The sequence below is a fragment of the Rahnella sp. 1L-D-7-B-C2 genome (genome assembly GCF_057290995.1).
This window is the reverse complement of record NZ_JBXAVQ010000003.1, coordinates 478,167-501,447: the sequence shown is the minus strand read 5'-3', so window position 1 is coordinate 501,447 and position 23,281 is coordinate 478,167. Positions and strand designations below refer to the sequence as shown.

At 52.3% G+C, this 23,281-nt stretch carries 15 protein-coding genes and 3 pseudogenes; 10 read left to right on the top strand and 8 right to left on the bottom strand.

What is annotated here, in order from left to right; translation table 11 throughout:
- The first annotated feature begins 63 nt into the window (after positions 1-63).
- The 6 genes from AC0Z7K_RS08450 to AC0Z7K_RS08425 all read left to right on the top strand — a co-directional run bounded on the left by AC0Z7K_RS08450 (position 64) and on the right by AC0Z7K_RS08425 (position 11,309).
- Positions 64-1,425: an SrfA family protein gene (locus AC0Z7K_RS08450; RefSeq protein ID WP_485613930.1), complete on the top strand. Its 1,362-nt coding sequence runs from the start codon at positions 64-66 to the stop codon at positions 1,423-1,425.
- 3 nt (positions 1,426-1,428) lie between these two features.
- Complete coding sequence (locus AC0Z7K_RS08445; protein ID WP_485613882.1) at positions 1,429-4,401, top strand: virulence factor SrfB; 2,973 nt, start codon at positions 1,429-1,431, stop codon at positions 4,399-4,401.
- Positions 4,398-6,767, top strand: coding sequence for a virulence factor SrfC family protein (locus AC0Z7K_RS08440; RefSeq protein ID WP_485613880.1), 2,370 nt, complete (start codon positions 4,398-4,400; stop codon positions 6,765-6,767). The genes AC0Z7K_RS08445 and AC0Z7K_RS08440 overlap by 4 nt, the downstream gene beginning before the upstream one ends.
- Positions 6,768-7,019: 252 nt before the next feature.
- On the top strand, positions 7,020-8,705 hold the full coding sequence (locus tag AC0Z7K_RS08435) for an Hsp70 family protein (RefSeq protein ID WP_485613878.1): 1,686 nt from the start codon (positions 7,020-7,022) through the stop codon (positions 8,703-8,705).
- Between the two features lie 4 nt (positions 8,706-8,709).
- Positions 8,710-9,993 carry a J domain-containing protein gene (locus tag AC0Z7K_RS08430; RefSeq protein ID WP_485613876.1) on the top strand — a complete coding sequence of 428 codons (1,284 nt, stop codon included), beginning with the start codon at positions 8,710-8,712 and terminating at the stop codon, positions 9,991-9,993.
- Positions 9,990-11,309: a J domain-containing protein gene (locus AC0Z7K_RS08425; RefSeq protein ID WP_485613874.1), complete on the top strand. Its 1,320-nt coding sequence runs from the start codon at positions 9,990-9,992 to the stop codon at positions 11,307-11,309. Before AC0Z7K_RS08430 ends, AC0Z7K_RS08425 begins: the two co-directional genes overlap by 4 nt.
- A 41-nt stretch (positions 11,310-11,350) precedes the next feature.
- Here the strand turns inward: AC0Z7K_RS08425 and amyA are convergent, their stop codons facing one another.
- Together amyA and proP are read right to left on the bottom strand one after the other, a co-directional pair.
- Positions 11,351-12,832 (bottom strand): alpha-amylase, encoded by a 1,482-nt coding sequence (amyA, locus tag AC0Z7K_RS08420; RefSeq protein ID WP_485613872.1) that lies wholly within the window; start codon positions 12,830-12,832, stop codon positions 11,351-11,353.
- A gap of 121 nt (positions 12,833-12,953) precedes the next feature.
- On the bottom strand, positions 12,954-14,459 hold the full coding sequence (proP, locus tag AC0Z7K_RS08415) for a glycine betaine/L-proline transporter ProP (protein WP_485613929.1): 1,506 nt from the start codon (positions 14,457-14,459) through the stop codon (positions 12,954-12,956).
- A 283-nt stretch (positions 14,460-14,742) separates the two neighbouring features.
- Between proP and AC0Z7K_RS08410 the strand changes: the two genes are divergently transcribed.
- Positions 14,743-15,924, top strand: a complete 1,182-nt coding sequence (locus AC0Z7K_RS08410; RefSeq protein WP_485613870.1) for an oligogalacturonate lyase family protein — start codon at positions 14,743-14,745, stop codon at positions 15,922-15,924.
- A 3-nt stretch (positions 15,925-15,927) separates the two neighbouring features.
- A complete protein-coding gene (locus tag AC0Z7K_RS08405; protein ID WP_413530652.1) occupies positions 15,928-16,248 on the top strand; it encodes a cupin domain-containing protein in 321 nt (106 codons plus the stop codon).
- Positions 16,249-16,402: 154 nt separating this feature from the next.
- On the opposite strand, the gene AC0Z7K_RS08400 is transcribed toward AC0Z7K_RS08405, so the two are convergent.
- A complete protein-coding gene (locus tag AC0Z7K_RS08400; RefSeq protein ID WP_485613868.1) occupies positions 16,403-17,311 on the bottom strand; it encodes an SDR family oxidoreductase in 909 nt (302 codons plus the stop codon).
- Between the two features lie 275 nt (positions 17,312-17,586).
- On the opposite strand from AC0Z7K_RS08400, the gene AC0Z7K_RS08395 reads away from it, so the two are divergent.
- Complete coding sequence (locus AC0Z7K_RS08395; RefSeq protein WP_413530654.1) at positions 17,587-17,904, top strand: RcnB family protein; 318 nt, start codon at positions 17,587-17,589, stop codon at positions 17,902-17,904.
- Positions 17,905-17,983: 79 nt separating this feature from the next.
- Here AC0Z7K_RS08395 and AC0Z7K_RS08390 read toward each other — a convergent pair whose 3' ends face one another.
- The 4 genes and pseudogenes from AC0Z7K_RS08390 to AC0Z7K_RS08375 form a co-directional block, all read right to left on the bottom strand.
- A complete protein-coding gene (locus AC0Z7K_RS08390) occupies positions 17,984-18,754 on the bottom strand; it encodes a DUF3750 domain-containing protein (RefSeq protein ID WP_413530655.1) in 771 nt (256 codons plus the stop codon).
- A gap of 1,106 nt (positions 18,755-19,860) precedes the next feature.
- Complete coding sequence (locus AC0Z7K_RS08385; RefSeq protein ID WP_485613866.1) at positions 19,861-20,343, bottom strand: hypothetical protein; 483 nt, start codon at positions 20,341-20,343, stop codon at positions 19,861-19,863.
- A gap of 49 nt (positions 20,344-20,392) precedes the next feature.
- Positions 20,393-20,620 (bottom strand): annotated as a pseudogene (gene tssD / locus AC0Z7K_RS08380) (type VI secretion system tube protein TssD); the annotation flags it as partial.
- A 484-nt stretch (positions 20,621-21,104) separates the two neighbouring features.
- Positions 21,105-21,633: pseudogene (locus AC0Z7K_RS08375) on the bottom strand (oxidoreductase); the annotation flags it as partial.
- Positions 21,634-21,729: 96 nt separating this feature from the next.
- On the opposite strand from AC0Z7K_RS08375, the pseudogene AC0Z7K_RS08370 reads away from it, so the two are divergent.
- Positions 21,730-21,888, top strand: a pseudogene (locus tag AC0Z7K_RS08370) (AraC family transcriptional regulator); the annotation flags it as partial.
- A gap of 58 nt (positions 21,889-21,946) precedes the next feature.
- On the opposite strand, the gene AC0Z7K_RS08365 reads toward AC0Z7K_RS08370, so the two are convergent.
- A complete protein-coding gene (locus tag AC0Z7K_RS08365; RefSeq protein WP_485613865.1) occupies positions 21,947-22,966 on the bottom strand; it encodes a BAR domain-containing protein in 1,020 nt (339 codons plus the stop codon).
- Positions 22,967-23,281 lie beyond the last annotated feature (315 nt).

Below are 23,281 nucleotides of genomic sequence, written 5' to 3'. Positions count from 1 at the left end.
CGCATCATGCACCTTTTCTATGTGCACTTTTTGCAGACCAAAACCAACAAGGGTTACTCAGGCGTGGCAAAATCATTTTTACGCAGTGGCAGTCTCAACGACATCCTTGCGCTGGGCGAAAACGGGCAACCGGTTTATGCATCAGCCCTGCAATTACGGGAAACCTTACGCCTGCGTAAACAACCGTCGATTGCCGATTGTCTGGCTATTCCTCAACTGAATGAATCGGGCGATCGTCTCGACTGGTACTCTCCCCGCGAAGGCAAAGTGATTTCCTGGGCAGCGGCGACGGATGCGGCGCGAGCGTCGGCATTGCGTCATCTGGAAAACTGCCTCGACGGCGTCGCGCAAATCAGCAGTGCAGCCAAAGCCTCTGAAAAATCGGCCCTGCAGTTTTTCGGCGCGTTACTCGAAAAAGCCTTCCGTTTCCCGGATCAAAATCACGTCTATCTGGTCGGCGGCCAGCCGGTACTGACGTTCTGGGGCTTTGTCAGCCTCGATAACAGCAGCAATACCGACGCGTTCGCCTGCCTGCGCGAGACTTTGAAAGCCGAAGAACCGCTTCCTGCGTTCGCGATGACCGCAGAAACCACGCCGGTGGAAACGCCAGTTACGCCGCCTGCCGGGCCGGTTAACGGGGTGAAAACCATCGAGGCCCGCGCCGCCGAAATGGATGTGCCCGCGCCGGAGCCCGTGGTCGTTCGCCGTAAAGTCTCGCCACTGCTGTGGGCGTTACCGGTGTGCGCGCTGGTGTTGGCCTGTGCTGCCGCAGGCTGGATGTATTCGCGTACGCCTGCGCCGCAACCTGTCGTCGTGAAGGCTGAACCGAAACCTGAGCCGGAAGTCATCACACCTAAGGCGATTGCAGCCGAACCCGAAGCGAAAGCCTCTGAAACCCCGGCACCACAAGTGAAATCTCCTGAAACGGTTCCTCTGCCGGTTGCGCCTGCGGCCGTAGTGGTGCCTTCGCCAGAACCGGTCGCCGAGGCCGAGAAAAATCCGGTGGTTGCAGAACCGGCTCCCACACCGGCGCCTGTCAGTAAAAACGCGCTGGTGATGCCGCCGGACGCTGTGAAAATCGGCTCGACGAAATTCCTCAACGGTAACTGGAATGTGATCGTGGATATCAAAGATCCGGTGACCGGCAAGCCCCCGGTGTTGCGTTATCAAATTAAAGAAGGTCAGGGTACGGTGAAAATCAGCTATGGCGCAGGGATCACCTGTCGCGCGGCAATCAACGCCGGGCTGATGCAGTCTGGCAATCTGGTGATCAACAGCCGATACCGCGCGAAATGCAGCGACGGTTCCCGTTATCAGATGCCGGAAATCAGCTGTACCCAGGGCGCGACCGGCGCTGCCGTGTGTCAGGGCCGTTACAACGGTGACACCGTGTATCCCATGACGATAAAGCGCGAAGGTAAATAACCCATGCTGGCAACCATTACTGATTTTAAACAAAAAATTACCCTGATTCAGGACAGCGGGATCCAGTTCCTCGACTTCGCGCTAAAACCGGTCTGGGACGATGCACTGCCCGCCAAGTTCGTGCGCAAAAGCGCCAACGGCCCGCTGCTGCGTCTGGATTACAACGCGCAAAGCGGTCGCCATTTCCTGCCGGGTCTCGACGGCGCTGCGCCTGAAGTGGTTCGCCCGGAGTTCAGTTTTTCGCTTGAGCAATCCCTAGCGTTGCTTGATCAGATCTGGCTTCCGCTGCCGTTTCTGCGCTTCAACCCACCGCGCACCTTTATGGCCGGGCCAGACAACTGGGCACGGGTGCAAATCCGTGCGCTGGATGTGCCCGAAGCCGATGGAAGCACGCACCGCGTGGTGATCGCGTTTGATACCCGCGTGGTGGCAGGCGATGACGAGCAGACGCAGCTGGCACCGACGCCGGATGACGTCAAAAACGGCATCAACTTTGCGCTGGCGTGGCATAACGAAGAGCTGCCCGATTTTCTCGATCAGACCTGGGTAGACGGCTGGTTGCGTGAAGTCTTCACCGAGCAGGCGGCGATCCGCGAACTGCGCGAAGTCCGCAACATCAAAGTGGCGCTGCGCGAATTTGAATATCAGGCGCATTACCTGAACGTGCTGGGGATGCTCGGCAGTCAGCTGGGTATTCCTGAGCTGAAGATTAACGGCGCGACCTTGCAGGAGCCGTCGATCAACGTCGATCTGATTCTGGACGTCGGCAATTCGCACACCTGCGGCATTCTGGTGGAAGACCACGTCGGCGAAACCGACGGCCTGAAACAAACCAGCGAGCTGCAACTGCGCGATCTCTCCCAGCCGCATTTTCTTTATAACGAACTGTTCGAAAGCCGCGTGGAGTTCTCGCAGGCACGCTTCGGCAAACCAAACTTCTCCGTGGAAAGCGGCCGTGATGATGCCTTTATCTGGCCGTCGATTCTGCGTGCCGGGCGCGAAGCCAGCCGTCTGGCGCAGTTGCGCGAAGGCACGGAAGGATCCACCGGCCTCTCCAGCCCGCGCCGCTACTTGTGGGATGAGGACAGCTACACGCCGGGCTGGCGTTTCAGTCAGGGCGGTCACGGCGCGGTGCAGGAACCGGTCGCCGCCGCGATGCCGCTGACGTTTCTGATCAATGATGAAGGCCAGCCGCTGTCAGATCTCGCGCCGGAAGAACGTCTGCCGGTGTTTTCCGCGCACTACAGCCGCAGTTCAGTGATGACGCTGATGCTGTCCGAACTGCTGGCCCAGGCGCTGATGCAAATCAACAGCCCCGCCCAGCGCGCCAAAATGCTGCGCTCTTCCGCGCCGCGCCAGCTGCGTAACATCATTCTGACCTTGCCTTCGGCGATGCCGAAACCGGAGCGTGAGATTTTCCGCCGCCGGATGCAGGAAGCGATTGGTCTGGTGTGGAAATCCATGGGCTGGCATCCGTCGGACGACGGTTTTAAAACGCAGGCCGACAAAGCCAAAAGCCGTATGCCGGTGCCGGATGTGCAGATGGAGTGGGACGAAGCCACCTGCGGGCAGATGGTGTACCTGTACAACGAAACGCAGGTGAATTTTGGCGGTCATACCGGCGAATTTTTTGCCAGCATGGCGCGCCCGGATCGCCAGCTGGCTGACGATGAACCTGTTGGCAAAACCCTGCGTATCGCTTCGATTGATATCGGCGGCGGCACGACCGATCTGGCTATCACGCAATACTGGCTCGACGACGGCATGGGCAATAACGTCAAAATTACTCCACGCCTCCTGTTCCGTGAAGGCTTTAAAGTGGCGGGTGACGATATTCTGCTCGATGTCATCCAGCTGTATATTTTGCCTGCCCTGCACGCCACGCTGAAAAAAGCCGGTCTGGCCAATCCTGACGGCCTGATGACCCGCCTGTTCGGCAGCGAAGGTCGGATGGACGGTCACGCGACGCTGCGCCAGCAAAGCACTTTGCAGATTTTCATTCCTCTGGCGCACGCGGTACTGGAAGTGTACGAACGTTTCGATCCGCTCGATACCCACGCAGAAATCGACGCCCCTTTCGGCGAGTTGCTTGAACAACGTCCGACACAAAAAGTCCTCGACTATCTGCACGGCGAGATCCAGCGCGCGCTGCCCGCCGGTTCGCCGGTGTTCGACATTTTGCAGGCCCCGCTGGTGCTGAAACTCAGTAAGCTGCACAGCGAGTTTTTGTCCAACCGCATGAGCATCACGCAAAACCTGCGTTCGCTGTGCGAAGTGGTCTCGTTGCATGACTGCGACGTATTGCTGCTGACCGGTCGCCCTTCGCGCTTCCCCGGTATTCAGGCGCTGTTCCGCCACCTGCAACCGCTGCCGATCAACCGTATGCTGTCGCTGGATGGCTATCACACCAGCGGCTGGTATCCGTTCAATAAACTGGGGCGTATTGATAACCCGAAATCTACCGCCGCCGTCGGCGCGATGCTGTGTCTGCTGGCGCTGGATCTGCGGCTGCCGGGCTTCTACTTCAAAGCCGGTGATTTTCAACCGTATTCCACCGTGCGCTATCTCGGCATGCTCGATGGCAATCAGGCGCTGACCGATGACAACGTCTGTTACAGCGATATCGATCTGGACGCGCATGATTACAAACTCGACGGCGCGGCCAGTTTCCGTATTCGCGGCGCGATTTGTCTGGGCTTCCGCCAGCTGGAAAACGAACGCTGGCCGGCGTCGCCGCTGTACACCCTGTCCATTGCCGAGCCGGAACTGGCGCGTAAAGTGGCAGGCGACAGCGTGCTGCGCGTGAAACTGGCGGTAAAAAAGGGGGAAGATCACCCGACGCCGGAGTATTTCGACATCGCCAGCGCAGTGCTGGATAACGGCACCAAAGTGCCGTCTCATCACCTGCGACTTCGGCTGAACACACTGGGCGAGAGCCATTACTGGATCGACAGTGGGAGCGTATTCGTCTCATGACTTTAACCAACACGACCTCAGAAAATCTGAATGCCGGCCTGCTGGAACAGCAATTTACACAGATTGATGACACCATCGGTGATGCGCTGGAGTGGGTGGAACTGACCCGCGTTCAGGCACCGCGTCTGGATCTGGAAGCCGATCGCCTGAATCTGCAACTTCAGCGCTGCCGCGATAAAGCGCGCCGCCTGACGCAGGCGGCAAAACTCACGCAAACTCTAGGCTTTTACGGCCATTCACAGGCAGGCAAATCCTACCTGATTTGTGCGCTGGCGGCCGGTAACTATGGCCGTCTTGAAACCCGGCTCGGCGGCGTGACGCTCGATTACCTGACACAGATTAATCCTGGCAACCGCGCCGCGCGTCTTGCGACCCGCTTCACCCGTCAGACCGAGCTGAAAGACCGCGCCTATCCGGTTCGCGTGTTGCTGCTCAATGAAGCCGATTTGGCGCGCATTATGGTTCGTGCCTTCCAGCCGGATGCGTTGTATCACGTGCCGGATACCCGGCAGATCACCGAGCATCTGAATACACTGGCTATGCATCGTCAGCCTTTACCGGTGCCGGGATTCAGTAGTGAGGAGATGATGGGATTGTGGGATTCCATGATTCGCCTCGACGCCCGCCGTTTCCGTCATCTGAATGCGCATTACTGGCCGGTCGCCGTGAAGCTCGCACCCTATCTGAACATCGACGACCGTGCGCGTCTGTTCTCTCTTTTGTGGGGCAATGTGCCTGCGCTGACCACGGCATATCGTCATTACGCCCACACGCTGCAACATCTGGGTGGCGCACAAAGTCTTCTCGCGCCGCTGGGCGTTCTGGTTGATGATGCTATGCAACCGGCTGACGGAATTTTCAGCCAGTCACCGGCCTATGATATTGAAATTTCGGTATGTCCTGAATTTAACGATCAAAGCGCTGCGCCAGTGACGTTGTCACTTGAAGAACTGACGATGCTGGCCGCTGAAGTGCAAATTCCCCTGCTTTCTCCCCCGCGTGAAGCATTGTTTGAAGAGATCGACTTACTGGATTTACCTGGCTACGGCGCGGCAGATGAAGAAATTGACGGCGAAGACGACATCACTCCGTTGTTCCGCGCCAAGATCGCCTATTTACCGGAGCGTTATACCGATCGCCATGAGATGAACATGCTGATGGTGTGCACCGCCGCCGATAAACGTGAGGACGTGGTGGCCGTGGGCCGCACGCTGGAGCACTGGGTCAAAGAGATGCACGGCGAAAACCCGCAGGTGCGCAGCCGCCGCAAACCGGGTCTGGTGTGGGTGCTGACGCCGTTTGACCGCCGTATGACCGAGTCCGTGCATTACGACGAGGCCGTGCAACGCCACGTGGGTAATCCGGGCGATGCCTGGGGGGCGCTGCTGGCCATGGACGATCGCGGTTTACAACGCATGGCCGATTATCTGGTAGCGGAAATCCGTCCGGAAATTCGCCTTAACCGTCTGGCGGAACAGCGTGACGAACTGCGTCGTGAACTGGGCGATAATCTGCTGGGCAGCTGGTATCAGGAAGGTGAAACTGCCGATCCGGCGCAGAAACAGCGTACCGTGCAGACGGTGATCAAAGCGCTGCAAACCCGCACCGGCGTTCACGGTGAGCTGCTGGAAAAACTGCTCCCGAGCCGCGACGAGCTGCACCGCATCTATCACGAACTGTCGGCACAGCCCGATGACCCCCGCGTGCAGGATGACGCTGGCATCGAAAGTTTTGGCATCGGCATCAATATCGACCTGTTCGCCGAACAGCAGGACACGCAGGTCTGGCAGGAACAAACCGACGACGGCACAGCGTTTGCGCGTCAGGTACAACGATACTGGATCAACCATTTACGCAGCCTGCCGGAAAACGAACCGCTGATTGCACTGCTCGGCGTCGCCAAGCCTACCGTTGAATTACTGATGGAGGAGCTGATTACCGCCAGCTTCCGTCTGGAAATGGGCGAATCGCTGACCCGCTCGCTCGGCGGCGCACTTCCTGTGGGAACGCGTGAGCATGAACATCACGCTGACCGTCAGGTCTCGCGCGCGCTGACCGTGCTGGGTGATTTCGTGGCGTGGCTGGGCTTTGAGAAACAGAATGAGGCAGACAGACCGGATAGCCGCATTAATAAGGGGAATAAGATTTTTGCCAAACCGCAGAAAAGCGTCGCCAGCTGGAAATCCACCCAGCGACTGACCAAACTCTCCGCCACACCGACCAATTCCACGGCGTTTTACATCTACGACTGGCTGGTCGGCTTGCAGGAAAGCATCATGCGCAACGCCGGTTACGCCGCAGGCGGCGAAATCCCCGGCGCGCAGCGTGAACGGCTGGTGCAGATGCTGCGAGAGCTGAAAGCTTAAGACCTTAGTGTTAAAAAGAAAAAGCCGGAGTTGAAAACTTCGGCTTTTTTTGCTCCCTCTTCCCGCACCGCGACTTAAGATATCTCCCTGGCGTTTCCCCTGTAATTGTTGAATGGATACAGACATCCGCAAACCCAAAATGCCGGACAATAAGATCGCCTAAACGGCTACAAAAAAAACTCAATATTCTGTAACTTTGGCCGATAGATTTCTCTTTCGGCCTTTTTTCAGTTTATTTGGGGAGTGATACGGATGTTGATAGGGATCGATTTAGGCACTTCAAACAGTGCGGTGTCCATCTGGCAGGACGGTCAGGCCGTGCTGATACCCAATGCCTACGGGCAGAATCTGACGCCTTCGGTTGTCGGCCTCGATGATGACGGACACATGCTGACCGGTGCACCCGCCCACGCCCGCCTGTTCACACATCCCGATTTAACTCTTTCCAGTTTCAAACGTTTCATGGGCACCGACCATCAGTTCAGGCTCGGCAACCAGTATTTTCGCGCCGAAGAACTTTCCGCGCTGTTGTTACGCAGCCTGAAGGCCGATGCCGAACAACATTGCGGCTGCAACGTTGAGCGCGCCATTATCACTGTTCCGGCCTATTTCAATGACATCCAGCGTAAAGCGGTCAAAACCGCCGGAGAAATGGCTGGCCTGCACGTTGAGCGGCTGCTGAACGAACCGACAGCCGCGTCGCTGGCGTACGGACTGGCGAATCAGCAGGAGCAAAAGTTTCTGGTGTTCGATCTGGGCGGCGGCACTTTTGATGTCTCTATTATCGATATGTTCGAAGGCGTGATTGAAGTGCGCGCCAGCAGCGGCGACGTGTTCCTCGGCGGCGATGATTTCACCCGCAGCCTGGTCAGCTGGATGCTGGCACAGTATCCGCAACTCGATAAAGAGGATAGCGGTTTGCAGGGACGGCTGACGACGCTGGCGGAAAGAGCCAAACGCCAGCTGACGGCGCAGGATAGCGTCGACGTCAGCTATCAGCACGAGGGCGCGGCACTGAACTGGACAATCACCGCCGATATTCTGGCGCAGTGCTGCGAAAGCGCGCTGGAGCGGATGAAAAAACCGGTCATTCAGGCGTTGCGCGATGCCAAATTCTCTCCGGATCAGGTCGATCATATCGTACTGGTGGGCGGTGCAACGCGCATGCCATTGGTGCGTCAGGCCGTCGCGCGATTATTTGGCCGATTCCCTCGTTGTGACCTTCAACCCGATGAAGCTGTGGCAATAGGGGCAGGCATTCAGGCAGGGCTGGCAATGCAGGATCAGGCGCTCGATGATATCGTTCTGACCGATGTGATGCCGTTTACGCTGGGGATCGAAATCGCACGCCGTAAAGGCGAAGGCTATGAAAGCGGGCATTTCCTGCCGCTGATCGAGCGCAACAGCTTTGTGCCGGTCAGCCGTGTGGAATCCATTGTCACAATCACCCCTCAGCAAAAAGTCATTGAGCTCGCTATTTATCAGGGGGAAGCCCGCCGGGTGACCGACAACATTCTGCTCGGTTCATTATCCGTGGATGTGCCGCCACGCCCTGCGGGAGAAATCACCGCAGATGTGCGTTTCACCTATACGCTCGACGGCATTCTGGAAGTGGAATGCAAAGTCGACAATACCGGTGAGATGCAAAAACTGGTGATCGAAAAATCCCCCGGTTCGCTGACGCCGGAGCAAATCTCCGCCAGCCTGCTGCGGCTGGAAAATATCAAACAGCATCCGCGCGAGCAACTGGTCAACCGCCACTTAGTCGCCGAAACGAATGCGTTTTATGAACAAAGTCTCGGCGACCAGCGTCGGTATATCGCCGACCATTTGTACCGCTTCGAAAGCGTGCTCGATACGCAGGATGCAAGACTGATTGCCGAAGCGCGCAAGGAGATTGAAGGCTTGCTTGAGTATCTGCGCAAGGAATGGGAGTAACGGCATGAGTATCTGGTCCGTTTTAGGCATCGACCCTACTGACGATCTTAGCGATATCAAACGCGCTTATGCCCGCAAATTGAAAACCACACGGCCTGATCGGGATCCTCAGGGATATCAGCGACTGAGAGAAGCGTTCGAAGAGGCGAAAAAATCGCTTTTTACAGCTGATTTTTGTAGCAGTGCTGCTGATTTTGAAAACCCGCAATACGTCGACTACTTTCAAACTACCAAATCAGAAAACACCTCCAGCTTATCGAAACAGGATGTCGTCAGGCAGGTCGATGAAATCGTTACCTTGTTACTCACTGATGCGGTAGCCGGTTTTCAACGCCTTTATACTTGTGTATCTGGCGATCTGCAGGAAAATATCACGGCCCACGAGATGTTTAATCATTTACTCGCTGAGACGATGGGGAAAAGCGAAGGCATAACTTCTCATTTGCTGAAAAATGTTGCAGCTATGCTGGGCTGGGAAATCGATAACGTCCGTCCTGAGGGTATAACAAATGTTCAGTTACTGGCTATTTATGCCCAGATCGAGAAGACAGAAGCGGAACTATACTGGGATTCTCTTGCAACCCAGTCAGTGGTGACGAAACAAGAAAGCGAACGATTTAGGCTATTAAGTGTTGAGGGTGAAAAACTGTCATTTCGGGTAAGGCTCATTCCTGACTATGTCGGCAAGTTATATCAGGTTGTCGAGGAAATCAGTGCTCATCATCCCGTGTTGCTGCCGCGAATAAACTCGCAACTTATTCAGGATCTTTCCGGTCGCTGTTTTATGCTGGACTGGAGAAAGACATTTTTTATCGCGTTCTGGAGCATGGTGATCGCCATCGGGATGCGCCATGATGCGCATGTACTGCGTGACGCACCGATTATCGTCGCCATTCTGCTCATCTGCACAGTATGTAAAAGCCAAATAAAGCGAAGCTTTCCGCAAGCCCCCGCCCTCGTTCAAATATATGAAGCCCTTCTTTCACTGCTTATTTTAGCCACATTTGCTAAGATTTTCAGCGGACTGTATAACGAGTTGCATTTCATGAACGACGATCCGAGTCGCGGCCCCGTGCTATTTGCCATGCTCACTGCATTTTCACTATTTTGCATTTGGGCGATTTGTCCTCGCTACTGGCGTTGGTACAACCTCATCAGTAACAGCCTGATTGCCCTTGTCACATTTCCCTGGAGGCAGGTAAAGAAACCTGGTTGGTTTTGGCGAATCGCCGTGTGCGGGATAATGCTCTATCTCTATTCTTGGTTAGTTACATGGGCGGTGGCATGAGTATCTGGTCCGTTTTAGGCATCGACCCTACTGACGATCTTAGCGATATCAAACGCGCTTATGCCCGCAAATTGAAAACCACACGGCCTGATCGGGATCCTCAGGGATATCAGCGACTGAGAGAAGCGTTTGAAGAGGCGAAACTGGCGGCGGAGATTTCTGCACAGAATGATTTTATCGAGGAATTTGAGGCTACCGAAGACGCCAGTTCTTCGCCGTGGAACATGCAGATTCATGTTGGGCCTCTTACGGAGAATACGCCGGTTATCGATACGTCGCTGGCGCAGGAAATACGCCTGACGGATACCGTAACGGACATTATTAATGGACTGATGGATGATGAAACCGAAGGCCTGAAACGCCTGCGGTCCACGCTTTCCGGCGAGGTATTGCAAAATCTGCGGCTGCGTGAAGTGTTCAGTCAGGCGCTGGCGGCTCAGCTGTGTGAGCGCGAAGGATTGTATTCGGCGCTGCTGATGAAAGTGTCCGAGGTGATGGGCTGGGATATTGACCACTATCAGCCTGAAGGGATTTCATCACAGCGTCTTGCTGCGCTTAATTATCAGATTGAGAAAACGGGCGCGAACTATTACTGGTCGCAGCTGGGTAAAAAGTATCAGGGTTCGGCACTGGATCGCCAGCGTTCACGGCTGCTGACCGTAGAAGGGGCGACCCTGCCGTGGTGGGCTAAATGGATGCCGGATTTTCTTACGCCGCTCAATAAAGAACTGAGCCACATCCGTATGCATTTCCCATCCCTTTTGCCACGTGTCAATTCTCAGCTGGTTAACAGCCTGGCTGAAACCCGGCTGGCGCTGACCTGGGGAACTGTGTTTCTGACCGGGTTCTGGCTTTTGTTGATCGTGTTGGGCACCCGCGACGATCCCAACAGATGGCGTGACCGCATAGCGCTGATTTTACTGGTCGGTATTTTTATACAGGGTTACAGCTTGCTGGAACAGCGACTGCGCTATCGTCCGGGCATTATGGTGATGATTGAAAGCGGCTTTTCACTGCTGGCGATGGCAGTTCTGGTCAGAATACTGTTGGGCTTTTTCGAGACGTTCAAACCGGACGTTGGCAATCTTCAAATGGCGGTGACAAATTACGGCGTGCTGAGTCTGGTCGGTTTTTTTGTGCTGTGGATGATGGCGCCGAAAAAATGGAAGTGGTATGCAGTGCCGCTCAACGCGATGGTTATGCTGGTGACCTTCCCGTGGTACTTGATGGCTAGAGCAAGCGGTATGGCGGGCGTAGTTGCATTTGTACTGCTGCTTGGGATGTATTCACTGCTGATTGCTTTTGGTATCCGCTGACTAAACGGCAGGCTGATATTCTCGTCCGCCTGCCGTTGGTGTTACTCCGCTAAAATCCAAACACTCACACTGCCCGCTTCGCAGAAGAATTGCGCCGTGCCGTGCTCGTCGGTTTCGATGATGTCTTCACGATGTTCCAGCACATCCCGCCATTTCCTGTGTGCGAGATTTTCACCCAGTTCAATGGTTTTCTCTCCCGCTTCGCTGTTGGACATCACTACCACGCAGCCCGGATGCTCTTCGGTTCCGCTGCGGCTGAACGCAATGCAGTTCGGATGATCAAAATAGTCCGTTTGCACGCCCCACGCATGGGTCTGTCGTGCCTTGATTAACGTCTCAAGCCCAGGAATGGCTGGCATATCGATGGTGTAATTATTGCCGTCATCGCCTTCATCTTCATAGGTGGCGCCCAATAAGTCGGGATAGAAGACGATTGGCACACCCTGTTCACGCAACAGTATCAGCGCATAGGCCAGCGGTTTGAACCACGGCTCGATGGGTGCTTCCAGCGACTGCAAAGGCTGCGTGTCATGGTTAGCGACCAGCGTCACGGCGTGCGCCGGATCGGCGGCCACCAGCGTGTTGTCGAAGATCTGCGTGAAGTCGAAATCCGCCCCCTGCTTTGACGCATGGTGGAAATTCAGCTGCAAGGGTGCATCGAAGAGCATCGTTTTACCCTCGACCTGATCGATATAATTTTGCAGCGTCGGAACATCGTGCGACCAGTATTCGGCCACAATATACATGGGCTGCTCAGCTTGTGCCTGAATATGGTCGATCCAGTCTTTATAAAACCAGGCCGGAATGTGCTTGACCGCATCAAGACGAAAGCCGGTGCATTGCGTCTGATCGATTAACCAGCGCGCCCAATATTTCAGCTCCTCATTGACCGCGTTGTTACGGAAATCGACGTTGGCACCCATCAGGTAATCGTAATTACCGAACTCGTCATCAACCTGATCGTTCCAGCCACCGGCGGTATAATCGTTGACGATTTTGAAGATGCCGTTTTCGTCCGGATTTTCGATGTGATCAACGCCACTGAAGCAGTGGAAATCCCAGATAAATTTGGAGTACTGACCGTTGCGTACGGGGAATGTGAAACGCGTCCAGGCATCCGCTTCAATGACGTCATCGCTGATGTCTTCGCGGTTATCAATATTGACGCGGTTAACCTGCACGCGTTCTTTTTCGTCTGCACCCATTTTGTGATTAAGCACCACATCGAGGATAACGCCGAGCTGATGTTGTTTCAGCGCAGCAATGGCCGCCAGCAAGCCCTCTTTATCGCCATACTTGGTGGCGCGTGAACCCTTTTGATCGAACTCGCCAAGATCAAACAAATCATAGGTGTCATAACCGACCGAATATCCGCCGGAATCGCCCTTATATGCAGGCGGCAACCAGGCCGCAGTGATACCAATTTCTGCCAGCCACGCGGCTTTCTCCGCCACTTCCGGCCACAGCTTTCCGCCTTCCGGGTAATACCAGTGAAAGAACTGAAACAACGTAGGATTCTGCATTCATGCTTTCCATTCAGATGACCGGGAAATGAAGTATGGAGCAGGATTTGGAAAAATGCGGCGCAAGGCAAAAAAAAGCCGGTCAGTAAGGCTGACCGGCTTCATTTACTTCATCAAAAAATCATCCGTTGATTTCAGGATGCTGGTCGATCAGGTTCTTTCTTTTGGCCTGAAGTTCAGCAATCTGCGTATCAATATCTTCGATTTTCTGTTCGATATTGTCGTGATGCTCTTGCAGGATTTCCTTCGCTTCAGCACGGTCAGAAGCTGCCGGGGTCGCGCCTTTCAGCGGACGGTTGGCAGTTTCTTTCATGAAGATACCGGTGACCAGACCAATGACCGCGACCACCATCAGGTAGTAGGCAGGCATATACAAGTTCCCGGTCGATTCCACCAGCCACGCGGCGATGGTTGGCGTCAGGCCAGCAATCAGCACTGAAACGTTAAAGGCAATCGCCAGCGCGCTGTAACGGATATGGGTCGGGAACATCGCCGGTAAGGTCGAGGCCATTACGCCGATGAAGCAGTTCAGCAACACAGCGAGGATCAGAAGCCCTGCGAAAATAAGCCCGACCACGCCGCTGTTGATCAGAATGAAGCACGGGATCGCCAGAATAAACAGCCCCACGCTGCCGATCAGAATGAACGGCTTACGGCCAAAGCGGTCGCTCAGCAAGCCCATAAACGGCTGGACGAACAGCATACCGACCATGATGGCGATAATGATCAATACACCATGGTCTTCAGAGTAATGCAGGCTGTGCGACAGGTAGCTCGGCATATACGTCAGCAACATGTAGTAGGTGACGTTAGTCGCAATCACCATACCGACGCAGACGATCAGCGGTTTCCACTGTTTGGTCAGAATTTCGCGGAAAGAGACTCTCGGCGGCTCTGCAATGTCTTTACGGGAATCGCTGTCGATTTTATCGACGTGCTGCTGGAACGTCGGGGTCTCTTCCAGCGCATGACGCAGGTAGATACCGATCAGGCCCAGCGGTGCAGCGATGAAGAACGGAATACGCCAGCCCCACTCGAGGAAGTTCGCTTCACCGACGATGCTGGAAATCAGGACAACCACGCCCGCACCGAGGATAAAACCGGCGATGGAGCCGAAGTCCAGCCAGCTGCCGAGGAAGCCACGTTTTCTGTCCGGAGAGTATTCTGCAACGAAAATCGCGGCACCGGTGTATTCACCGCCAACCGAGAAGCCCTGCGCCAGTTTTGCCAGTAACAGCAAAATCGGTGCCCAGATGCCGATGGTGGCGTATCCGGGTATCAATCCAATACAGAACGTACTGACTGACATGATAATAATGGTGACAGATAACACTTTCTGGCGGCCAAACTTATCACCCAGTGCACCAAAGAACAGACCGCCCAGAGGCCTGACGAGGAATGGCACGGAGAATGTTGCCAGCGCGGCAATCATCTGAATACCCGGATCTGCGCCAGGGAAAAACACCTGACCCAGCGCGAAGGCGACAAAACCGTATACCCCAAAGTCAAACCACTCCATCGCATTACCGAGCGCAGCAGCGGTGATCGCCTTCTTCAGCTTGGAATCGTCGATGATAGTAATGTCGTTAATTTGCATCGGTTTGACGCGTTTCTTTCTCAATCTGATCATGTACATCCCTTTTCTAAAATAACTCCACTGTGTAAAGCGTGAGGTATTTGTTCAGTACCCTTAATGTATTTCGGGCATCAATTGTTATTTACGAAACCATGACATTATAGAATGTTTTTTACAGAAGGGAAAAATGTGATCAACATTGCATTTCTGGCAGCATCTGCCCTCAGGGCGCGGCAGTAAGTGGTAATGTGTTTTCAATTTAATGAAATCACATTTCAATTAATAAATGAAAGCCAAAGAAAGGCTGATTTTATTGCCATTTATGAGGTGAATCATGGCGAAAGGTTCTCAGATTCAATTCAGTTTCCACACCGTTTCGGACCCGCAAACCGGTGCGCGCGTCACTCGTCTGACGCCGCCCGATGTGCTCTGTCATCGCAACTATTTTTATCAAAAATGTTTTACCCGTGATGGCAGTAAGGTTTTGTTTGCAGGGGAATTTGACGGCAATCGCAACTATTACTTGCTGGATCTGAGCACCCAAAAAGCGGTGCAGCTGACCGAAGGTCATGGCGATAACACCTTTGGCGGATTCCTGTCTCCGGACGATCAATACCTTTACTACGTCAAAAATGAGCGTCGTCTGCAACGGGTAAAACTGGCGGATTTCAGCGAAGCAACGGTATATCAGGTCCCTGAAGAATGGGTCGGTTACGGCACCTGGGTGGCGAACAGTGAATGCACCAGCCTGGTTGGCATTGAGATCAGCCGTGAAGACTGGACGCCGCTCTCAGACTGGAAAATCTTCCAGGCGTTTTACCACAGCAATCCGCACTGCCGCTTGCTGAAGGTGGATCTGCTGAGCGGAAAATCCACCGTCATTCATGAGAAAAATGAATGGCTCGGCCATCCTATCTATCGCCCTTATGATGACAGCACCGTCGCGTTTTGCCACGAAGGCCCGCACGATCTGGTCGATGCGCGCATGTGGCTGGTCAATGAAGACGGCACCAATGTGCGCAAAGTGAAAGAACATGCGCCTGGCGAGAGCTGCACGCACGAGTTCTGGGTGCCGGACGGCTCCGCGCTGATGTATGTTTCCTATCTGAAAGGTCAGCACGATCGCCATATCCGCCGTTTCGATCCGCAAACCGGCGAAGATATCAGCCTGATGACCATGCCTGCGTGTTCCCATCTGATGAGTAACGAGACCGGCTCGCTGCTGGTCGGCGACGGTTCCGGTACGCCGGTGGATGTGAAAGACACCGCAAGCCATACGATTGAAAACGATCCGTGGCTATACATTTTTGATGCTAACACCCGGCAGTACGCCCAGCTGGTGACGCATAACAGTTCGTGGCGCGTGCTCGACGGCGACCGTCAGGTGACGCATCCGCACCCTTCTTTCTCGCCAGACGATCGTCATGTTCTGTTCACTACGGATTACGAAGGATTACCCGCGCTGTACCTGGCGGAAATTCCCGACGCCCTGCTCAACTCATTACGTAAGGACTAACCGATGTTTATCTTTAAGAAAGACATTCCGTTGCAAGACCTGGGCGCCGGTGTCAGCCGTCGCGTTCTGGCACATGACGGCACCCTGATGGCGGTCGAAGTGTATTTTGAAGAAGGCGCGGTCGGCCCGATGCATAACCATGTGCACGAGCAGTTGACGTACGTGCTGTCCGGACGCTTCAAATTCACCATTGGCGAAGAGACTCGGGAAGTCTCGGCGGGCGATACGCTGTATAAAAAACCGTACATCATGCACGGCTGCGTCTGTCTGGAGAAAGGCGTACTGCTCGATACCTTTACGCCGCAGCGACAAGATTTTCTCTAATAGCTTGTTATTGCTCAAATAGCTTGTCATTGCTCAGTTTTGTTCGTAAAAAAAACCGCAACGTGGTTCCGCTGCGGTTTTTTCAGTTTGATAGACGTGAAAAGCGCCTCATGGAGACGCTTTAGCAGCTCAAACTATGTCGTTAACTTATTTATCAGAGCGTACCGGTACCGCCGTCGGAACACCACACCTGACCTGAGGTATAACTGCTTTCATTCGAGGCTAATGCCACGTACATCCCAGCAATTTCAGCCGGTTGCCCCGGACGGCCCAGCGGTGCCTGCTCACCAAATTTCTCAACTTTCTCCTGCGGCTGGCCGCCTGAGGTTTGCAAAACAGTCCAGTATGGACCCGGTGCCACCGAGTTCACGCGGATGCCTTCCGGTGCCAGTTGTTTAGCGAGACCTTTGGTAAATGCCACAATTGAGGCTTTGGTTTGCGAATAATCGAGCAGATTATCACTGGGTAAAAATGCCTGTACTGAAGAAGTATTGATGATTGAGCTTCCGCGCGGCAAATAATCCAGTGCGGCTTTAGTGATCCAGAACATCGCATAAACATTGGTTTTAAACGTCGCATCAAAGGCTTCGGTGGTCAGATCTTTGATCGAATTACAGTACTGCTGACGACCTGCGTTATTCACCAGCACATCCAGCCCGCCGAGCTGCTCAGCGGCGTCTATCACCAGACGCTGACAGAATTTCTCATCGCGAATATCACCGGGGATCGCCACAATCTTATGGCCTTCTTTACTCAACAGATTCACCACATCTTGCGCGTCCGGCTCTTCATCCGGCAGATAGTTGATGGCGACATCCGCGCCTTCACGGGCAAAAGCTATCGCCACCGCCCTGCCGATACCGGAATCTCCGCCGGTGACCAGCGCTTTACGCCCCTTCAGACGTCCACTCCCTTTATACGACGTTTCACCGTGATCGGGCACCGGGATCATCTTACTGACCAGCCCGGGGAACGGCTGTTTCTGCTGTTCAAAGGGCGGTTTAGGAAAGGTGTCGACGTGGGGATCGTTAAGGGAAACGGGGATCGTTTTATTGCTGTTCATACACAAGCTCCTTGTCTTAAAAACGTATGAAGGAACCCTAAGGGTAGGACAGAATCTTCCACGCGTGATGCATTAAGGATATTTCTGAGTTGGAAGGCCCGTTAGCCCGCCGGGAGGGAAACCCTTTCAATCATTTGCATTTCGACACAATTAATCGCCCCTCATATCAGGCCTTTTCTCGTTATCATCCTGACCTATCTGAAAAGAACAGGCTTCGTTGCATAACAATGGAATGGCAGCGGGCGTTATGTTGATGGTTTTGAACGGGATACATTATGCGTCATTCTAAAATTATTATGTTGTCAGCTCTGGTCTTCTCCTCCGTGATGATGTTTACGCACACCGCTACTGCGGCGACCACGTCACATGAGATTAAGTCATTCTTCGACGACTCTACTGAATACAAAATTGGTGACGCCGTACCTGGCTTGTACCGCACCAAGCCGTATGAAATTGTGGACTGGCAGCAGCGTCACCTGCCAGCGCCGGATGCCGGCAGCCACTGGACATACATCGGCGGCAACTACGCCATGATTACCGACACCGACGGTAAAATCCTTAAAGCTGAATCCGGCGATATCTACTTCCAGTAATACGATTTCCGGTCATACAAAAAAGGCGCTTCCCGCAAGGTAAGCGCCTTTTTTTCCTGCGATCTCAGGGTTTATCAGCTCAGAGTTCAGCAGCGCCGGGGTTATCGAACCCGACACGGCCAATGAAGGGTAAGCGCAGCGCGGGAGATTTAATATCCACGCCGAGATTCAGCCCCAGCACATTCACCTCAACGCCCTCTTCTACGCCCAGTGTGACACCCAGCAGCCCCAGTACGGATACCTGCACACCGCGCCCCGACGGCGGTAAACCTATCGGATTAGTTATCCCGCGATAATCTTTGCCGATGGCATTCGATGGCAAGTCCAGCTGGAGATCCGGCACTTCGCGGCCAATGTGCGCCATAAAAGTGTTGCTGTTCGGGCCCGGCCACGCGTGATACGTCTGCGGGTAAGGGTAACGTTTAATGGCGGCTTCTATCTGCGGGATCATCGCCTGTGCTTCAGCCCCCCGGTGATCAACAAGTTTTCTCGGGCGCGAGCCAAACCAGTAACCGTCAGGGATCGCGTAATCGCGACGCACCACATTTTTACTGCCCCAGCTGATCACATCATAACGCGTGAACCGGGTTTCACCTTCACGTTTGAAGATAATCCACGGATGTACCGCCACCAGTCCGCGCCAACCGTAAGTCGGCGCAGCGTAGATCTGCACAATGGCGGTACTTTTAAATTTCATCGGATCCGGCGCAATGCCGGCCGAATCACGTCGCGCCGTCGACCAGTTTTGCGCAGGCGCTTCTTTGGTCTGCGTCGCTTTGGCATAACTGTATCCAAACGACAGCAGCAAAATGCAGACAAACGCGAGGCTGAACCATTTAAGGGTGATCATGCTTTATTCACCTGAGGGATTTGAGAGAAACCACAACATTACGCATTGCACATGGGGGTGGCAATGTGAAAATCGGGGGTGAGAGTTTACCAATGGTCAGGAACGATGGTTTGGCATAATTCGGGTCGGTCGACATAATAGACTGCAAATTTTTTCTCATGACAAGATGTATAAGATGAAAACATGAATATTACGCTTAGCAATAAAACCACAATATAACCCAAAAAAAAGGACAGCAGGCTAAAAACTAACCAAAAACATAACACATCTTATATAAAAACCATTTTTTAAAGGTAGATTTCTCTAAGTTTATTTTACGATGCACGTTCATATTTACACCTTTAATCTCAACTAAAATCAGATAAGCGAGGGTTAGGTTTCATAATATTCACTAAGTTTTTATTCTTCCTTGAATGACTATGAAAACTTAGGGGTTATGGTCACGCAGCGTTGAGGATCAATTACATAATAACGCTTAAGGTTTTCTTGTGGGCAGTGAGTATAGGATGAGGATAACAATAGAAAATAAAATATCCACATAACGATATAAGATATAACAACAGTAATTATACTAAAAATGAGAAATATAAAACCAATAACAGTTTGTTTTTTCGGAGGTATGAAACCTTTAGAGAAAAGGCCACGAAGTGAAAAGAAGAAACCATAGATAAAAAGAGGTATGCCTCCCACAATCACAACACTTTGACGTTCAAATTTTATAATATCAGACTGTCTGAAAAATGATCTAATCTGATAAACCTCATCACCAAATATTACGGAGATAACAAAACCAGCTGATAGCAAGGCCAGTAAAAGCAAACACGATTTGTATAAAACCCAGCCTTTCACATTATACTTTACCATTTGTTTTACTCATAAAAATAATTCGTTAATTAATGAATTCGCGTGTTTAAAATTCCATTCAGTTATCTTTTGATACTCGATGTATGTTTTTCGTAACTGTTTTTTAAGAGAAACTGATAATCCAAAATCGTCATCTTTTTCGTTTAATTTTCTGTTTAAGTAAAAACCAGCAACGATAACAACAGTTACAGTAAAAACTACTGGCGCACTGACTAAATTCCTCCAGCCCGTTTGAAATTGATCTATTCATCAAATATTGACGGCCAATACTGCGGAGTAATGGTTTCACAACGCTGCGGGTCGAGAACATAATATCCGCTGAGCTTTTCTTGATGACAGTGCGTGTAGGGTGATGCCATCATAGCAAAAGGCACAATCCACATGGCGATGTAGGATATAACGAAAATGATGATACTGAAGATCATAAAAACAAACCCAATCCTGGTTTGTTTTCTTGGGGCCAGAAGTCCTTTTGAAAATAGTGTTCTAAGTGAGAAAAAAAACAGATAGATAAATATAGGTACTCCGCCGACAATGGCCAAACTCCCACGTTCAAAGAGTATTATATCACCCTGACGTATCAAAGAACGCACTTTGTAGAGTGCACCGAGAAAGATAACACTATAAATAATCCCTGCAGCCACTAAGATTAAAGCAATCGCGGCTAATTTGTACAGAATCCATTGCAACACTCTGTGGTTATTAATTTTTTCACCAATATTCATAAGTTACCACTCCCAATATCTTCCCAGATAATGAAATATTATCTGGGGGAATGGCTTTTCCCAGCAGTGGTGTAGATTTATCTATCGGCTTCAGAATAGTGAGTTCGTGATGATTAACGTTCTGAGCGCGGGATAAGGTATGTTTAAGGCTGTAAACCATGATTTGGTTGATATGTCCAATTTGGGCTTTATTACCAATAGAGTCCATTGATGAACAACCGCCAGAGATCAATCCCTGCGTTTGTCCATTGAGCGTGAGATAAGTCAGGCTGGCCATGTAAGTCCCTTACAAGTGATTAGTGATAACATGTCAACTATGCAATCCGGACTTAATTTTGTTCCTGCCTTTTTGATAATGCAATGACTTTATTATTCTGCAAATCTGAGTATTTAAAAACATTCATGACATCAATAATGCATTCGACAAAGATATAATTTATCACTCTTCACTAACAGTGACGGATATATGATCATTTAGAATGTAAATGGAAAGAGTAATGAAGAAAAGCCTGAACCCCCGATCGTTGATATCACTGGGGAATCAGGCTGTAAATCCGTGTAATCTGGTCGATTACAGAAATAACGATGTCGAATGATCGATAATCTGCATCTGTTCTTTATTCTTAGCACTCCTTTACCCGTATTACCCGGCGGAATTCTGTAACCAATATGCGTAAGGCACTGGCAGTACCGATTCCGGCTGGCTGATATTCAGCTCACGCGCGGCAAGGAATGGCCAGTGCGGATGAGTCAGCATCGTGCGCGCGATTTTCCAGCGTCCCGCCGTATTCATCGGTACGTATATTGGTGTGAGATGAGAGGAAGCTCTGGGCCAAAAAACCATGAGCGAAATGCAATTCCAGCCATTGAAAACCTGCGTCAACTGCGCGACGTGCCGCACTGGCAAAATTCTGTTGGGCTTGCTGAATATCTTCATGCGTCATTGCCCGATGCACGTAGGCATCGCCGTGGATAAAAGGGATCGCACTTGGCGCAACCGGCTTTGCGCCCGGCGTGTCCGAGTTGAATGCCAGGTACTGCGCCCGCTTGCTTTATCGCAGATGCGGTTTTAGCAAAACCGTCAATGTGGGCGTCGCTCCACAAACCGGCGTCCCCCGGCGTGATACGCCCTTCCGGCGATACAGCCGTGGCTTCGACCACCAGCAGCCCAACGCCGCCGCGCGCCAGCATGTTGTAATGTGTGTGGTGCCAGTCATTAAGGAAACCGTCCTGCACCTGATACTGACACATCGGCGATGCGGCGATCCGGTTACGGAGGGCGCGAAGCAGATCATGCTGGCCGGTATACCGACCTGCTACCGTGCCGGAGAGTCATTGCTGACGACTGTGGATTTGCCGGTAGTGTCGCATGTCACGCAGGCAAGTGCGGAGCAGCAGATGATGAATAAAAATCTGGATGCCAGCAGCGCCGCGTTGTTTGTTGGCTATGAAAGCGCCTCGCAGTTCAGCCGCGAGTACAGCCGTGAGTTTGGGGAATCGCCGCTGCGGGATATCCGTCGCTTGCGTACGGAAGGGGAAAGCTGAACGCCATAAAAAAGGGGAGATATCACTATCTCCCCTTTGTAATTCACTGACTTAATGATTAATGACGCTGATGCGTGAACACCGGTTCAGGTTGAGTACGACGACCCAACATGCCCATTGCACCGGCCAGAACGGCTTCGACGATCAACATAAAGAAGGTGAACCAGCTGGCTTTAGCGGTCGCGGCAGCCGCTTTTTCACCGGCTTCACGGGCTTTCTGCTCAGCCTGCTTTTTCAGTTCTTCGTATTTCGCACGGGCCTGCTGATAGGTTTGTTCAGCCTGGCTCACAATCTGATCGACTTCCTGATCGCTTTTACCCGTACGTGCTTTGATGATATTTTTCAACGCATCGCGGTCAGCTGCCTGGAATGTCGCTTCATTGCGGGAGATCAGACCTTTAATAAAGTTAGTCAGATCGGCATCAGCGGTTTGTGGATGGTTAGCGGTATCATTGGCCTGAGCCTGCGCATTATTCGCCTCACCTTCGGCTTTATTTTGCAAATTCTCTGGCTGTAATTCCGGCTTACCGGTCTGACGCAGCGTAGTTTCAAGTTCGTTCTGCAAACTGTCGAGATTAATATTATTCTCACCCAGTTTCTCTTTTACCATCTGAGTCACCGGCGGCGCGGCGGCGGATATTCCGCTACCTAACGTTTGTAACCCGGAACCCACCACGCTCATCGCACCGCTCATCGCATTATTCACGACCACCAGCAGGAACCAGGCGCAGATCAGTGTGTTCACCCCGAACATCAGCAGGCCGTGCAAAGCACCTTCGCGCTGGGCCAGACGTCCGCTGGCGTACGCACCGGCAGCAATAGAAATCAACATACTGGCGCCCGTCCAGATGGCGGCGCCAGTGCCAAGACCGTCCAGAGGATTTTGCTCCTTAAGCGGGTCAATTGTACTTGCACCCACGGCCGTACCCAATATCGATAACAGTAAATAGACCACCATCGAAATAATGACACCAGCAAAAATCGCGCTCCACGAAATACGCTTCAGTGGAACGTTGTTCACCGACTCGACCACGGTATTATTGTAATGACCTGGTGCAGGGGTTGGGTTTTCAATCATTTTGATCTCTCCATTTATTACCAGACTTTTCGTTATAAAAATGCAAATCAGGTACGTTAAACTCCTAAGAACCACCGCTAAAGCCAGAATTAAATATAAAAGCTGACATCAGCTTAAATAAGGTTAGCTATAAAACGGGAAATTTCCTCTGTGCTGCCTGAAATTACGCAGACGTTTTAGCAAAAAATGTCAAAAACTCATTAAAAATCATTATCCATTCGCATTGAAACTATTTCGGAAATTTATTAATGAAGTGGGTTCTTCGGCGATGTTCACACAACAATATAAGGGGTTTATCTGCTACGTTTTGCCGCT

What these genes read in the sequence shown, in the direction of transcription:
- AC0Z7K_RS08445 (WP_485613882.1), top strand. Translation starts at nt 1,429, where the DNA reads ATGCTGGCAACCATTACTGATTTTAAACAAAAAATTACCCTGATTCAG.
- AC0Z7K_RS08440 (WP_485613880.1), top strand. Translation starts at nt 4,398, where the DNA reads ATGACTTTAACCAACACGACCTCAGAAAATCTGAATGCCGGCCTGCTG.
- AC0Z7K_RS08435 (WP_485613878.1), top strand. Translation starts at nt 7,020, where the DNA reads ATGTTGATAGGGATCGATTTAGGCACTTCAAACAGTGCGGTGTCCATC.
- AC0Z7K_RS08430 (WP_485613876.1), top strand. Translation starts at nt 8,710, where the DNA reads ATGAGTATCTGGTCCGTTTTAGGCATCGACCCTACTGACGATCTTAGC.
- AC0Z7K_RS08425 (WP_485613874.1), top strand. Translation starts at nt 9,990, where the DNA reads ATGAGTATCTGGTCCGTTTTAGGCATCGACCCTACTGACGATCTTAGC.
- amyA (WP_485613872.1), bottom strand. Translation starts at nt 12,832, where the DNA reads ATGCAGAATCCTACGTTGTTTCAGTTCTTTCACTGGTATTACCCGGAA.
- AC0Z7K_RS08410 (WP_485613870.1), top strand. Translation starts at nt 14,743, where the DNA reads ATGGCGAAAGGTTCTCAGATTCAATTCAGTTTCCACACCGTTTCGGAC.
- AC0Z7K_RS08405 (WP_413530652.1), top strand. Translation starts at nt 15,928, where the DNA reads ATGTTTATCTTTAAGAAAGACATTCCGTTGCAAGACCTGGGCGCCGGT.
- AC0Z7K_RS08400 (WP_485613868.1), bottom strand. Translation starts at nt 17,311, where the DNA reads ATGAACAGCAATAAAACGATCCCCGTTTCCCTTAACGATCCCCACGTC.
- AC0Z7K_RS08395 (WP_413530654.1), top strand. Translation starts at nt 17,587, where the DNA reads ATGCGTCATTCTAAAATTATTATGTTGTCAGCTCTGGTCTTCTCCTCC.
- AC0Z7K_RS08390 (WP_413530655.1), bottom strand. Translation starts at nt 18,754, where the DNA reads ATGATCACCCTTAAATGGTTCAGCCTCGCGTTTGTCTGCATTTTGCTG.
- AC0Z7K_RS08385 (WP_485613866.1), bottom strand. Translation starts at nt 20,343, where the DNA reads ATGAATATTGGTGAAAAAATTAATAACCACAGAGTGTTGCAATGGATT.
- AC0Z7K_RS08365 (WP_485613865.1), bottom strand. Translation starts at nt 22,966, where the DNA reads ATGATTGAAAACCCAACCCCTGCACCAGGTCATTACAATAATACCGTG.